11 protein-coding genes and 1 pseudogene are annotated in these 13907 nt (G+C 33.3%); 7 read left to right on the top strand and 5 right to left on the bottom strand.

What is annotated here, in order from left to right:
* Positions 1 to 169 precede the first annotated feature (169 nt).
* The 4 genes and pseudogenes from OO775_RS13740 to OO775_RS13725 all read left to right on the top strand — a co-directional run bounded on the left by OO775_RS13740 (position 170) and on the right by OO775_RS13725 (position 4527).
* A complete protein-coding gene (locus OO775_RS13740) occupies positions 170 to 1597 on the top strand; it encodes an L-serine ammonia-lyase (RefSeq protein WP_264847796.1) in 1428 nt (475 codons plus the stop codon).
* Between the two features lie 58 nt (positions 1598 to 1655).
* A complete protein-coding gene (locus OO775_RS13735) occupies positions 1656 to 2315 on the top strand; it encodes a TrmH family RNA methyltransferase (protein WP_264847795.1) in 660 nt (219 codons plus the stop codon).
* 114 nt (positions 2316 to 2429) lie between these two features.
* Positions 2430 to 3380, top strand: a complete 951-nt coding sequence (locus OO775_RS13730; protein WP_264847794.1) for an acetyl-CoA carboxylase carboxyltransferase subunit alpha — start codon at positions 2430 to 2432, stop codon at positions 3378 to 3380.
* Between the two features lie 98 nt (positions 3381 to 3478).
* A pseudogene (locus OO775_RS13725) lies at positions 3479 to 4527 on the top strand (Gfo/Idh/MocA family oxidoreductase).
* Positions 4528 to 4734: 207 nt separating this feature from the next.
* Here OO775_RS13725 and OO775_RS13720 read toward each other — a convergent pair.
* Genes OO775_RS13720 through OO775_RS13705 form a run of 4 tightly spaced genes read right to left on the bottom strand, consistent with a single transcriptional unit; the run spans position 4735 to position 9281 of the window.
* Positions 4735 to 6384 (bottom strand): L,D-transpeptidase family protein, encoded by a 1650-nt coding sequence (locus OO775_RS13720; RefSeq protein ID WP_264847793.1) that lies wholly within the window; start codon positions 6382 to 6384, stop codon positions 4735 to 4737.
* A gap of 54 nt (positions 6385 to 6438) precedes the next feature.
* Positions 6439 to 8100, bottom strand: a complete 1662-nt coding sequence (locus OO775_RS13715; RefSeq protein ID WP_264847792.1) for an Ig-like domain-containing domain — start codon at positions 8098 to 8100, stop codon at positions 6439 to 6441.
* Positions 8101 to 8113: 13 nt separating this feature from the next.
* Entirely contained in the window at positions 8114 to 8812 is a 699-nt protein-coding gene (locus OO775_RS13710) for a sulfite exporter TauE/SafE family protein (RefSeq protein WP_309297256.1), read from the bottom strand.
* Between the two features lie 19 nt (positions 8813 to 8831).
* Positions 8832 to 9281 carry a FixH family protein gene (locus OO775_RS13705; RefSeq protein WP_264847790.1) on the bottom strand — a complete coding sequence of 150 codons (450 nt, stop codon included), beginning with the start codon at positions 9279 to 9281 and terminating at the stop codon, positions 8832 to 8834.
* Positions 9282 to 9496: 215 nt separating this feature from the next.
* On the opposite strand from OO775_RS13705, the gene OO775_RS13700 reads away from it, so the two are divergent.
* The 3 genes from OO775_RS13700 to OO775_RS13690 are packed head-to-tail and all read left to right on the top strand — an operon-like array spanning position 9497 to position 12341.
* The gene (locus OO775_RS13700) at positions 9497 to 10063 is read left to right on the top strand and encodes an L-threonylcarbamoyladenylate synthase (protein WP_264847789.1); all 567 of its coding nucleotides are present in this window, start codon (positions 9497 to 9499) and stop codon (positions 10061 to 10063) included.
* Between the two features lie 30 nt (positions 10064 to 10093).
* The gene (locus OO775_RS13695) at positions 10094 to 11842 is read left to right on the top strand and encodes an ABC transporter ATP-binding protein (RefSeq protein ID WP_264847788.1); all 1749 of its coding nucleotides are present in this window, start codon (positions 10094 to 10096) and stop codon (positions 11840 to 11842) included.
* A gap of 10 nt (positions 11843 to 11852) precedes the next feature.
* Complete coding sequence (locus tag OO775_RS13690; protein WP_264847797.1) at positions 11853 to 12341, top strand: YkgJ family cysteine cluster protein; 489 nt, start codon at positions 11853 to 11855, stop codon at positions 12339 to 12341.
* A 3-nt stretch (positions 12342 to 12344) separates the two neighbouring features.
* Here the strand turns inward: OO775_RS13690 and OO775_RS13685 are convergent, their stop codons facing one another.
* A complete protein-coding gene (locus tag OO775_RS13685; protein WP_264847787.1) occupies positions 12345 to 13763 on the bottom strand; it encodes a CCA tRNA nucleotidyltransferase in 1419 nt (472 codons plus the stop codon).
* Positions 13764 to 13907: the final 144 nt, after the last annotated feature.

The following is a 13907-nucleotide window of genomic DNA, read 5'->3' as shown; positions in this document are numbered from 1 at the left end:
TTACGGATATACAAAAAAATATCTTCAAAATACTACAATTGTTTCTACATCAGATAGTTTTGTAATTGATGTATAATTTAAAGAATCTTTGGAGGAATTTATAAAAAATTATTTATTATTGTTTTTCTAGTCAAAACATTCTATTTTTGCAAAAAAAATCAATATCTTTATGGAATACATTAGTGCTTTCGATATGCTAAAAATAGGTATTGGACCTTCCAGTTCTCACACATTGGGACCTTGGCGTGCTGCCGAAGCTTTTATTAAAGAACTCAAAACCCAAAATATTCTTGACAAAATCATTCATATTCAAGTAGATTTGTATGGTTCATTGTCACTCACAGGTAAAGGACACGCTACCGACCTGGCTGTCATGCTTGGGCTTAGTGGTGCCGATCCTGAATTTATCCCTGTCGAAAGTATAGATGTTGTTATTTCTGCCATTAACAAAAATAAACAACTTTATTTGGCTAACAAATTTTTTATTGATTTTAATCCTTCACGTGATATTATTTTTAATAAAAATTTCTTGCCTTTTCACGCCAATGGATTGACTTTTACTGCCAAAGGAGCATCTCAAAGCTATACTTCTACTTTTTATTCTGTAGGAGGCGGATTTATAACCAAAGAAGAAACTGCTCAGAAAGAACAAGAAGAATGCTATGAAATTATAAATACGTTCCCCTACCCGATTGATTCAGCAAATGATTTGCTAAAATATTGCTTCCAAACGGGGAAAAAAATATCTGAAATTGTTTATGAAAATGAAAAATCGGTACGTAATGAAGAAGAAATTCACAACGAATTACTACGTATCTGGCATACAATGCTCGAATGTATCTATATAGGTTGTCATACAGAAGGAATTCTTCCAGGAGGATTAAAAGTACGCCGAAGAGCCTACGACATTCATAAGAAATTGATTGGTGTTGTTCCTTATGATAGCCCTACTTCGTGGATAGAATCTATCAAAATGACTTCTTCAAGTTTTCGAGATACACTCAAATGGGTTAGCTGCTTTTCTTTGGCAGTCAATGAAGTCAATGCTTCATTAGGGAGAGTAGTTACCGCTCCTACCAACGGAAGTGCAGGAGTTATTCCTTCTGTCATTCTATATTATTTGACAATTGAAAATCATCAAGCTACCAATATACAAATAAAACAATTTCTTCTAACGGCAGGTGTTATAGGTAGTTTGTTCAAAAAACATGCAACTATTTCAGCAGCAATGGGCGGGTGTCAAGCCGAAATAGGTGTTTCTTCAGCTATGGCAGCAGGTGCTTTGTGCGAAGTTATGGGAGGTACGCCCGAGCAAGCTCTAATTGCTGCTGAAATAGCTATGGAACATCACTTGGGATTAACTTGTGACCCTATCGGCGGATTGGTGCAAATCCCCTGCATAGAACGTAATGCAATGGGCGCTATAAAAGCTATCAATGCTGCCGAATTAGCCTTGGAGACTGATCCAAGAAATGCTAAAGTTCCTCTTGATAAAGTTATTCATACCATGTGGGAAACCGCCCAAGATATGAATACCAAATATAAAGAAACTTCTGAAGGAGGGCTTGCTGTGGCGGTTAATATAGCTGATTGTTAGTAAGTTGACATTTTTTTATTAGGTGTCAAATTATTTTTTTTAAAATTAAATTTATTAAATGACTGATTTAAAACTTTTAACCTATTTAGAAAATTTTATCACAGAAGAACGAAAAAATAAATTTACAGAAATTATCTCACAGCGTACGAATCATTTTACGGTAGCTGTTGAAGATATTTTCCAAATGCATAATACAAGTGCAGTAATACGCAGTTGCGATGTTTTCGGTATTCAAAACGCACATCTTATAGAGCAAAAATACGGCAAACGCCTTGATGCTCAAATAGCAATGGGTGCTCAAAAATGGGTAACTACACATCGGTATAGCAATACGAATTCGTGTATAAACACACTCAAACAACAAGGATACCAAATCGTAGCAACAACACCACACTTACAAGCAACCTTGTTAGATGATTTCGACATCAGCCCTAAAAGTGCTTTTTTCTTTGGAACGGAAAAATCAGGACTTTCAAAAGAAGTATTAGACAAAGCTGACCAATATCTAAAAATACCTATGGTGGGATTTACTGAGAGTTTAAATATTTCTGTCTGTGTCGCAATAATTTTACAGCAACTTACTGAAAAATTACGAAAATCTGACATAAATTGGCATTTGTCTGACCAAGATATGTTAAAAACTCGAATCGAATGGACAAAAAATTCTATTCGCAGTCTTGCTGATGTATTAAAAAGGTACAACCAACTATATAATTGATTTTCAAATTATTATAATAGATGTAATATACAATTATTTTATTTTGTACAAGTTTTTTATTTTTTTTAAATCATTTTTTCATATATTTGCACTTGCTATTTAACAAATTTTCTAATGGAATATTTAGATTTTGAATTACCTATCAAAGAATTGGAAGAACAACTCACAAAATGTGAATTGATAGGCAACGAAAGTAAGGTTGATGTTTCTGATACATGTCAAAAATTAGAAAAAAAACTGATTCAGACTAAAAAAGAAATATACGAAAACCTAACCCCTTGGCAACGCGTACAGATGTCTCGTCATATTGATAGACCTTATTCGCTTGATTATATCAAAGCGTTGTGTGGAGATACTTTTATTGAACTACACGGAGATAGAACTGTTGGTGATGACAAAGCAATGGTAGGTGGTCTTGGGAAAATTGGTAATCAATCCTATATGTTTATAGGACAACAAAAAGGAAATAATACAAAAACAAGACAATATCGCAATTTTGGTATGCCGAATCCTGAAGGATACAGAAAAGCTCTTCGCTTGATGAAATCGGCAGAAAAATTTAACCTCCCAGTTGTTTGTTTTGTTGATACCCCCGGTGCATACCCAGGCATTGAAGCTGAAGAAAGAGGTCAAGGCGAGGCAATTGCTCGTAATTTGCTCGAAATGTCGCGATTGCAAGTACCTATTATTGTATTTATTATAGGCGAAGGAGCTTCAGGAGGAGCGCTTGGAATCGGTGTAGGAGACAAAGTATTCATGCTCGAAAATACGTGGTATTCCGTAATCTCACCCGAATCTTGCTCTTCTATTTTATGGAGAAGTTGGGAATATAAAGAAAAAGCAGCAAAAGCACTAAAATTAACAGCTACTGATATGCGCAAGCTTGGCTTGATTGACCAAATAATCAAAGAACCTCTCGGAGGAGCTCATAGAGATAGAGAAACTGTTTTCAATAGTGTAAAAAATGCCATTGAAGAAACTTACAAATCTTTATCCAAATACAGACCTAACGAACTAGTCGAAAAACGTATGGACAAATACTTCAACTACGGAGAGTATAAATAGTTTTATTCTATAATCAAAATTGAAAATTGATTTGATAATGAATATTTATTAGTGTATAGAGTATTATTTTTGCTGAATTTTTGAAATACAATTAAAAAATGAATCAAATACTAAATGTAGGGTTAGCTTCTTTTGGAATGAGCGGACGAGTTTTCCATGCTCCTTTTATTGCAAATCATTCGTTTTTTAAACTATACGCTATAGTGGAACGGTCTAATAATTATTCACGTGAAAAATATCCGCAGTCAAAACTATATCGTTCATTCGATGAACTACTTAACGATGAAGCTATTGATTTGATTGTGGTTAATACACCTGTTCAAACTCATTATGACTTTGCCAAAAAAGCACTGTTACATAAAAAAATGTACTGGTTGAAAAACCATTTACCACAAATGGCAACCAAGCCGAAGAACTCAATCAATTAGCAATTGCTAATAATTGTTTTTTAAGTGTTTATCAAAACAGACGATATGATGGTGATTATCTGAAAGTTAAAGAAATTATTACGAGCGGTGTTTTAGGTGAAATCAAAGAAGTAGAAATTCGTTTTGACCGATTTCGTAATTCAATTAGTGATAAAATTCATAAAGAAGCTCCAATTGAAGGTTTGGGCACATTACACGATTTGGGAGCGCACCTCATTGACCAAGCTCTACAACTATTTGGGCTTCCAAAATCGGTATTTGCTGACATCGGATTTTTTCGTAAAAATACACAAACTAATGACTATTTTGAACTTATTCTATTCTATGAAAACGAACTTCGTGTACGTTTAAAATCTTCCACAATGGCAAAAGAGCGCGGCTGGGAATATGTCATTCATGGCAATAATGGAAGTTTTTTACAACAACGTTTTGATACACAAGAAGATGAACTTTCAAAAGACACTATTCCAACTATGCAAAATTGGCTTGATGAAATAAAAACTCCCAACGGAATTTTAAATACCACAACTTTTTACGAACAAACCATTGCGCAGAACGGAAATTATATGAATTTTTATCAAGACTTGTATGATGCTATTGTTTTCAAAAAATCAAATCCTGTCCCTGCATATCAAGCTGTAGAAACAATGCAAGTAATTGATTGCGCTATGGAAAGTTTTTTAGAGAAAAAGATAAAAAAATTGGAATTATCTAAATAAAATTTATAATTATCTTTCTAAATTTTCTTTATTTAAAAACACAAAAATCTTACCACTATCTCATTTCAAACAAAATCAAAGAATTTCTTAGGATAAAAAGAATCTGATATTTTGTATTCTAATTTATTCAAAAATAATTATAAAAACATTAAAAGTTTAGATAGATTTTTAATAAAAAACTTTCAAAATAATATAATTCATTTTTAATTATAAATTTTTTTTCAACAATTCAAGTTGTTGCTTGTCAAATCCGTAAATATCATTTTTTACAATTAAGTTATTATCTTCATCAACCCAAGCAGTTATATATAGAATATCAACTAAATATTTGTTTTTCAAACGAATGCGATTTTGATTTTTGCCATTCTGCATGGCTTGTTGTACTTTTTGTAAGGTCCAATCATCTTGTTTTTTTAACAAATGATATGCAAATTCGGCAGGTTTTTCTATACGAATACAGCCGTGGCTTAGCGCTCTTTCTTGTCGAGAAAAGAGTTGTACCGAAGGTGTATCGTGCAAATAAATACTCATATCATTGGTCAGAATAAACTTAACTAACCCCAATGAATTCCGTTCCGAAGGAGCTTCAACAAAGTATAAAGCTCGCCTATACACATTTGGATTTTGCCAATCAACACTATCTGGGTTTATTTCTTTGTCATTTTCAAATAATCGATATCCTCGTTTTGCATATTTTAAAGGATCTTTTTCAGCAATAATTTTTGGTATCATTTCTTTACGAACAATACTTTGAGGTACAGACCAAGTAGGACGAAATTCTACGTATTTGAGCGTATCAATAAAAATAGGCGTTGCCGTATATTGTCCTCCAACAATAACATTTGTCTGAAAAACAATAGAGTCTTTTTCGTACATATAAAGTTTAAATTCTGGCAAATTGACCAAAATGTAATTCTCCCCCAAATCGTTATTAAGCCAACGCATACGTTCCATATTGAGCAAGAGCAAATCACGTTGTTGTGCATAAGTCATATTCAAATAATAAAGCGTTTTTTTGCCTGGAATTCCATCAGGTTTAATCCTTTTATCTTTTTGAAATTGACTTATGGTAGCTATCAAAACACTATCAACTTCTTCTTCAGAAAAGACGGCTTGCGCATTGTATCCTCGTACTTTAAGATTATTTCGTAAAATACGAATCGTGCTATCTTTATATCTGTATTGAAATTGTTTAATGTCTGGAAATTCAAAAGGTTGTACTATTTCAATTGTATCTTTTTGTAAATCAATATACTTTTGGCTCATTCGTTTATAAAGCGGATGCTGAGGATGTAGGGCTTCAATTACCTCTATAAGGTTTTCATCATCTTCCAATTTGAGCAAAATTTCTACATCATCACGTTGAGGAATCGTTCGTTTCCACACATAATCTTTGTTACCAAGTTTTGTTAAGCGTCCGTTTCCTAAGTGTTTGGTTAGTAATAAGAATGAAGCTGTTATATCTCTGTCCAATGTTTCAATTTGTAACACTGATGGAGCTTGATTAGTATATAATTTTGTTACTTTTTCAGATAATTCATTACGAGAATACATTTGCGGATTGAGTCCATAATTTGCAGATTTATCCAAAACCTCCAAATACAACGAAAACAACTCAGTAGGTTCTTCTTGATATAACCAACGTGTTTTATATCCATTTTTTTTATAAAAATGAAGCACTTCGCTGGTAATCTCTTTCTCAAAAAATTTGTCTTTTATTAGTAAATTTGCAAATGATGCTTGGGTGGTATCTGTAAAAAATAATGCTTTTCGCGCTTCGAAATTATCACGTGATTTGATTTCAGATACAATTTCTTTGGCAGTTCGTTTTTTACAATTTTGAAAACAACAAATCAAACAAACTATCCCTTAATTTTAAAATATTTTATTTTCAACAATTTAGATTATTTATTATTTCTTCTTATTATTCTGCTGAGCTTTTTTCTTTTCTTGTTCGGTTGGCAGAAGCTCTCCATTGTACGTTTCGGAAACTTCCCAGTTGGGTCTAAGGTCAATTTCTTTGGGAAGATGATATACCTTCTCAGGTTGAAGCCGTTGAAGATAATTACCTGTATCCCATTTTTTATTTCTGTTTCTATCTTCTATTATACGAACAAAATACTTACCTGCTTTGACAAAATCAAACGTGTACTGAGGTTGTTGATTTTCAATATACTTCTGATATTCGACCTTATCTCCTTTTTCGTTGGTAAGTTCTACCAATATTGGAAAATACATCTCTTTGTTGATAGTTAGCTTCAACGTTGCAAAATCTGCTTCGCTTTTGGAGGTGATTTGAACTTGAAGCGTATCATTGGTATGCTCGTAGAAATCGGTCAAAGCATTCGGATAAGCCACTATTTTATATTTACTTTCAGGCTTAGTTGTTAGTTTTATTTGCAAATTAAGCTTATCACTATCCATTTCGCTTGTAAAAGGAATCTGTGTTGAATCGGCAACTGAGGTAACAACTATTCGTTCCAAATCGTATTTTACAATAGGAATATTGGAAGTGAATGTAAGAATTTCTTCCACAGGAGAAATCGTTTTATTTTGAGTTGAAATTTGAAGCGTATCTTTTTTTAATTTTCTAAAATTCACTCGGAAAGTATCTATTTTCTGATTACGAATTACCAAACGTATCGAATCTTCTATTTTGGGCGAAAACCAAAAGTTCAAGGTATCTTTTTGAGGTTCTTTGGAAATTACATATGAAAAATTATCAGGAACAGGAGGTAATACACTGATTTTCAAACTATCACGTTCTCCTTCGTATCCTATACCAATGCGCTTCTCTCCTGAATGGTACGGACGTGCTGTGCGATTATTAGGTATTTCTTTAAACAAAGCTAGCTCATAAATCGTATCAGTAGGTACAGAAATTGTATCTTTTAAAAAAGCTATTTTATCTTGTTTTTGGTCAAAAAGGTAATTTGTAGCCTTGTCTTTCATTGCCACAAGCATATATTTTCCTGCTTTTACATTGGTTATTTCAAAAGTTTGCAAACTATCTAATGTATTGGTTATATACATTGGTTTTTCTTTATAAACGATAGAATCTGTCAGGGCTTGATTAACTTCGTAAAGCATTACATTGACATACGTATCGGGCTTACGAGTTAGTGCATCATTTATTCTTCCTTTAACACTCAACGAATCAATAACATCACCGGTAGAAAATACATATTTGTAAAAAGGCAACGGATTTCCTTCATTATTATCTTGTATGCTATTTCCAAAATTGAGTGTATAGGTTGTATTGGGTTTAAGCGTATCTGTTATTCTAATTTCGATAACCTTAGAAGCATTTCCCGAAGGGATAATTTCGGGAAAATTATTTATTGGTGGAGAAATAATGAGTTGTTTTCGAACGTCTTTGAGCATTACATATTCATCAAAATACAAGCGAATACGATTTCCCTTAAAATTTACACTATGCGAAGGCGGATTGGTCGAAACAACCACTGGCGGAGTTTTATCTTGTTCACCTCCTGTAGGAGATCCTGTACGCGCACATTGTATCCCGATGATAAGTATCGTAATGTATAATAAATAATTTTTAATATTTCTCATAACATTCTTATATTTAATGATTTAACGGAACGATACACTCAGGATTTTCTTGTATCATTAGGCTATTATTTGTTGGTGAAATAAAAGGAATGCCAATACCCAATCCTCTGAAAACAAATAAAATACCAACCAAAATAACCGCATAAGGGATTAGCTTCTGAATGTATTTTCGAGTTGAAACTCCTAGAAAGTTTCCTAAATAAATAACCAAAATCATCAAAGGCATTGTTCCTATACCGAAAAATACCATATAGAGTATCGTATCTGACAAATTTGCTGTTGCCAATGCACTAAAAAGTGCTGTATATACAAGCCCACAAGGCAAAAATCCGTTAAAAAAACCAATAAACAAAGTTGTAAAAAATGTTTTTTTATGTAATTGCTTCCCTAAGGCTGATTTTAAAGGTGTTAGCCCTGAGAATATTGTATTTTGAAATCCTTTAAAACGAATTTCAAACACGGATAATATTCCCAATATAACCATTATTACACCTACAAAAATCGAAAAATTTTGCTGATATTCACTTATAAAAAGTCCTTTTCCGATAAATCCAAATAAACAACCTAAAAAGCCATACGTCAGTGTCTTTCCTACAAAATATAATCCTATCTGTATAGCTTTTAACCAAACATTATTTTTATGTAAAGGTAGAATTAAAGCAATGGGACCACACATTCCCACGCAGTGGAAACTCCCCAAAAGCCCTAACATAAATGCAAGATATAACACGTTAATATTCTATTTTAAAAGATGTTGTATATTCCTGATTATCAACTATATATTCAATATTGATATTCCAACGTCCTGCTACAAGTTTTTCGTCAGCAATATGCATTTTGTTATTTTGTAACGATATGGGTAATGTAAAATCTAATTTTTCGTTGGACGGACGATACAAAATTACATTTCCGTGTACTTGTTTCTGAGTGGTTTTCTCTGGAAAAGTAAGTATAATTCCTTTGCCTTTCTCGTAAAAAATAGCCACTTGCATATTTTCTTTTCGTGTTTTTTCTTCTTTGTTAATCGTTTTTTGGTATTCAATTTCTTTTTTATAATAATCTTCGGTAACCAATTCGTGATTGTATGTTTTATCGGTAGTGGCTTTTACCAAAAAATAAACAATAAAAAGTATAAAAGCTAAGATAGCTACTACAATTCCTGTTCCCCAATTGAATTTCATATCAAAAAAATTAAAATTAGTGGCAAATGTAAGAGGAATAAATGACATATGCAAAATTTATATATAATCATTTGTTATTGAAATATTTACATTTTGAAAAAATAGAATTATTTAATTTCTTCAATTGTATTTTACAATTTTCTGTACAAAATTAGGTAGCTCCTCTTGACTATAAGCTATTTTTTGTATTTTTGTACGCTCAAATATACTATGCTATGACATCTTTTGAGCATACATTGCGTTGTAGTCTTGAAGTTCTCCTACAAGGAGGAACCATTCTTTATCCAACTGATACTGTGTGGGGTATCGGTTGTGATGCGACTAATCAAGAAGCTGTAAAACAGGTATTTAAGATAAAAAAACGAAACGAATCAAAAAGCCTTATTATCTTAGTTTCTGACTTCGACATGCTACAAAAATACGTATCTGTCCCTGACAAAGTTTTAGATTTTTTGACTCGAACAACTCGCCCAACTTCGGTTATTTACAACAATGCAAGCGGACTGGCTCACCGAGTTATTGCACCTGACGGAAGTGTTGCTGTTCGTATGGTCAAAGATGACTTTTGTGCCACTTTGATACAACAATTTGGCAAACCTATTGTTTCAACTTCGGCAAATATAAGTGGGCAACCCACAGCAAGGTTTTTTTCTGAAATAGATGATTCTATCAAAAAATCTGTTGATTATATAGTTGATTACAAACAAGATAGTTCTGAAATTGGAATAAGTTCACAACTTATAGCATTTCAAGGCGATGAAATCTGTGTTTTAAGAGCATAATTTTACAAAAATATAATTTCGATATCTCTAATGAAACATTTAAAATACGTAAATAAATACTTTTTCAAATACAAACGAAAACTTTTCTACGGAATTATCATCACAATAATTGCGCGTATTTTTGCTTTGGTTATGCCCGAATATGTGCAATATTCTATGGATGCTATTGAGCAACATATAGCCAATTCTAATTCGTCAGTCTCTATTGAACGACAATTACTCATATATATTTTAATTATCATTGGGTCTGCTATTTTGTCTGGTTTTTTCACATTTCTGATGCGTCAGTTAATTATCAATGTATCAAGATATATTGAATTTGATATGAAAAACGAAATTTACCAAAAATATCAAACACTTTCACAACATTTCTACAAACAAAATCGAATTGGTGACCTTATGAATCGCATAAGTGAAGATGTGGGAAAAGTCAGAATGTACGCCGGACCTGCTATTATGTATAGTGTGCAGACCATTACGCTTTTTGTCTGTATTATCCCACTGATGATTTACACCTCTCCTACACTTACTCTCTACACATTACTACCTTTGCCTTTTTTGGCAGGCTTTATCTATTATTTGAGCAAGAAAATCAATCAGAAAACAACAATTGTACAAGCATATCTTTCAGATTTATCAACTTTTTCACAAGAAATGTTTTCGGGTATCAATGTAATCAAATCGTATGCTATCGAAAAAGAAATTGCACACGAATTGGAACAATTAAGCCAAGAAGGAAAAGATAAAAATTTGTCCCTTGCCAAAGTACAAGCGTGGTTTCTGCCTGCTATGATTTTCCTTATCGGGCTTAGTATCATATTTGTAATGTTTGTTGGTGGGCATTTGTATATCAAAGAAGGAACTATATCGGTTGGTGTTATTACAAAATTCAGTATTTATGTACTAATGCTCACTTGGCCTGTTACCAGTATTGGTTGGGTAAGTTCTATTGTTCAACAAGCAGAAGCCTCTCAAAAACGTATTAACGAATTTCTCAACGAAAAACCTGACATTCAAAACAATACAACAGAATCTACTCCTATACAAGGCGAAATTGTTTTTGAGAATGTAACTTTCACCTATCCAGATACCCAAATTACGGCACTCTCCGATATTTCTTTTCGTATTCCACAAGGAAAAAGTGTTGCTATAATAGGAAAAACAGGGTCTGGGAAAACAACCATTTTAGAACTTATTACTCGAATGTACGATGTAACACAAGGTCGTATTCTCATTGATGGAAAAGATATAAAAACCTTGAATTTGAATGACCTGCGTAGCTCCATAGCCTCTGTTCCACAGGAGAGTTTTCTTTTTTCGGATACGATTAAAAATAACATTTGCTTTGGCAACGAACAGGCTTCTGATGAGCAAATAATCGAAGTTGCCTCTCTTGCCGAAGTTCATCAAAACATTACTAACTTTGCTGATGGTTATGATTCAATACTGGGAGAAAGAGGGGTTTCTATCAGTGGAGGACAACGTCAGCGTATTTGTATTGCACGAGCACTCTTAAAAAAGGCTGCTATCTATCTTTTTGATGATTGTCTTTCGGCGGTAGATACTGATACCGAAGAGAAAATATTGCATAATTTGTCGAAAACTGCTCAAAACAAAACCCGAATTATTGTCAGCCACCGAATATCTGCCACTCGCAATGCCGATTTTATATTGATGATTGATAATGGACAGATTATCGGACAAGGTTCGCACCAAGAACTTTATTCGCAGTCAAGTGTTTATAAGAATTATTATGACTTACAAACTGCTGAAAACTAATATTTTTCCTATGGATTTGGACAATTTGAAGAGAATAGCTACCGAAAAGCAAAGTGAAAACAAAAAATTTTTTCAAAAACTTCGGAAAAAGCCACCTAAAAATTTAGATTATCTCACGCAAGAGATTCATCAGCAAGTCGCAGAGGAAATAGATTGCCTTTCGTGTGCTAATTGTTGCAAAACAACAGGTCCTTTATTTACCAATACTGATATAGAACGAGTTGCCAAACATTTGAAAATGAAACCAAAAGTGTTCATTGAGCAATATTTGTACTTAGACGAAGACAATGATTACATCTTCCAACAACTCCCCTGCCCTTTCCTTGCTTCAGATAATTATTGTTTGATATACGATATTCGTCCCAAAGCCTGTCGAGAATATCCGCATACAGACCGCACAAAGCTCTATCAAATAGCGCAATTAACCATTGAAAATACCAAAATTTGTCCCATTGCGCATCAAGTTGTCGAGCTAATGAAGACTAAAATAAATAGATAAATCTTAATTGGCTTTTACTATCCCCATTTTTTCGGCTTTTTGCATCAGCAAAGCATACGCTTCTGAATAGGTATTTGTTATTTTTCCCTCCAAAATAGCTTCTTTGATAGCCTCTTTGAGCATTCCTACTTCTCGTGAAGGCGATAGATTGAATATTTTCATTATTTCTTCCCCTGAAATAGGAGGTTGAAAATTGCGAATCTGGTCTTTTGTTTCAACTTCAATTACTTTTTGGCGAACAATTTGAAAATTATGATGATATTTCTTAAATCGTTTCGGATTTTTCGTTGTAATATCAGCTTCACAAAGGGTCATTAAGTCTTCAAAATCGTTGCCTGCATCAAAGAGCAGTCGGCGTACCGCAGAGTCTGTTACAATATCTTGAGCGATAATAATTGGGCGTGAACTCATTTGTACTATTTTCTGTACGTATTTCATTTTTTCATTTTTGGGAAGTCGCAATCGGTGAAAGATTTTGCCTACCATTTTGGATCCAACTATTTCGTGTCCGTGAAATGTCCAACCTATTTTTTTGTCAAAACGCTTTGTGGGTGCTTTGCCTATATCGTGCAACAAGGCTGCCCAGCGAAGCCACAGATTATTTGTGTTTTTGGCTATGTTATCAACCACTTCAAGCGTATGCCAAAAATTATCTTTATGCCGTTGTCCTTCCTGTTCTTCTACACCTTGCAAGGCTAATAGCTCGGGCAAAATATAGGTCAAAAGTCCTGTTTCGTACAACAATTTCAGACCTACGGAAGGTTGTTGCGATAGTAATATTTTGTTGAATTCATCAACAATTCGTTCGTTCGAAATAATCAAAATTCGTTTCGCATTACGTATAATAGCCTGCAACGATTTTTCCTCAATTTGGAAATGTAATTGGCTTGCAAAACGAATAGCACGCAACATACGCAAAGGGTCATCACTATATGTTATATCAGGGTCTAAGGGCGTTCTGATAATTTTCTTTTTCAAATCATGTATTCCGTCGAATGGGTCTAGCAAATCTCCGTAAGTAGCTTTGTTTAGTGAAAGAGCCAGTGCATTGATAGTAAAATCACGCCTATTTTGGTCATCAATCAAAGAGCCATTTTCTACAAAAGGCTTTCGGGAATTTTCCTGATAACTTTCTTTTCTTGCTCCTACAAATTCTAAATCAACCGAATCGGTTTTTATCATTGCCGTTCCATAGTTTTTAAACAATGATATTTTGGGTTGATTGGGTAGTGTTTCAGCTACTTTTTCAGCGAATTCTGTTCCGTTGCCAACCACCACAATATCAATATCTTTGGGAGTTCCTCGTTGTAATAGTAGATCTCTGACAAAACCTCCTATAACGTAGCAGGGTAACTCGTTCTGATGTGCAATAGTTGAAATTTGTTTAAAAATAGAATCTGTTAAAGCTTCTTTATAATTCATTGGAGTAATCTGTAACTTTTTGAAAGTGCAAAAATAGTGAATTCCTATCAGTTATTACTAATTTTTTAATTTTTTTTGTATATCCGTAATCACTCATAAGCTGTAATATTGGCTAAAACCAATCTGTCAAATAAATGCTCTGCA

Origin of the sequence: Capnocytophaga catalasegens, assembly GCF_026005215.1 — a bacterium.
In the GTDB taxonomy this organism is placed as follows: Bacteria; Bacteroidota; Bacteroidia; order Flavobacteriales; family Flavobacteriaceae; genus Capnocytophaga; species Capnocytophaga catalasegens.
This window is presented reverse-complemented; position numbering and strand designations above follow the sequence as displayed.

Bases quoted from the DNA above. Each gene is read 5' to 3' on its own strand.
- OO775_RS13740 (WP_264847796.1), top strand. From the start codon at position 170: ATGGAATACATTAGTGCTTTCGATATGCTAAAAATAGGTATTGGACCT.
- OO775_RS13735 (WP_264847795.1), top strand. From the start codon at position 1,656: ATGACTGATTTAAAACTTTTAACCTATTTAGAAAATTTTATCACAGAA.
- OO775_RS13730 (WP_264847794.1), top strand. From the start codon at position 2,430: ATGGAATATTTAGATTTTGAATTACCTATCAAAGAATTGGAAGAACAA.
- OO775_RS13715 (WP_264847792.1), bottom strand. From the start codon at position 8,100: ATGAGAAATATTAAAAATTATTTATTATACATTACGATACTTATCATC.
- OO775_RS13710 (WP_309297256.1), bottom strand. From the start codon at position 8,812: ATGTTAGGGCTTTTGGGGAGTTTCCACTGCGTGGGAATGTGTGGTCCC.
- OO775_RS13705 (WP_264847790.1), bottom strand. From the start codon at position 9,281: ATGAAATTCAATTGGGGAACAGGAATTGTAGTAGCTATCTTAGCTTTT.
- OO775_RS13700 (WP_264847789.1), top strand. From the start codon at position 9,497: ATGACATCTTTTGAGCATACATTGCGTTGTAGTCTTGAAGTTCTCCTA.
- OO775_RS13695 (WP_264847788.1), top strand. From the start codon at position 10,094: ATGAAACATTTAAAATACGTAAATAAATACTTTTTCAAATACAAACGA.
- OO775_RS13690 (WP_264847797.1), top strand. From the start codon at position 11,853: ATGGATTTGGACAATTTGAAGAGAATAGCTACCGAAAAGCAAAGTGAA.
- OO775_RS13685 (WP_264847787.1), bottom strand. From the start codon at position 13,763: ATGAATTATAAAGAAGCTTTAACAGATTCTATTTTTAAACAAATTTCA.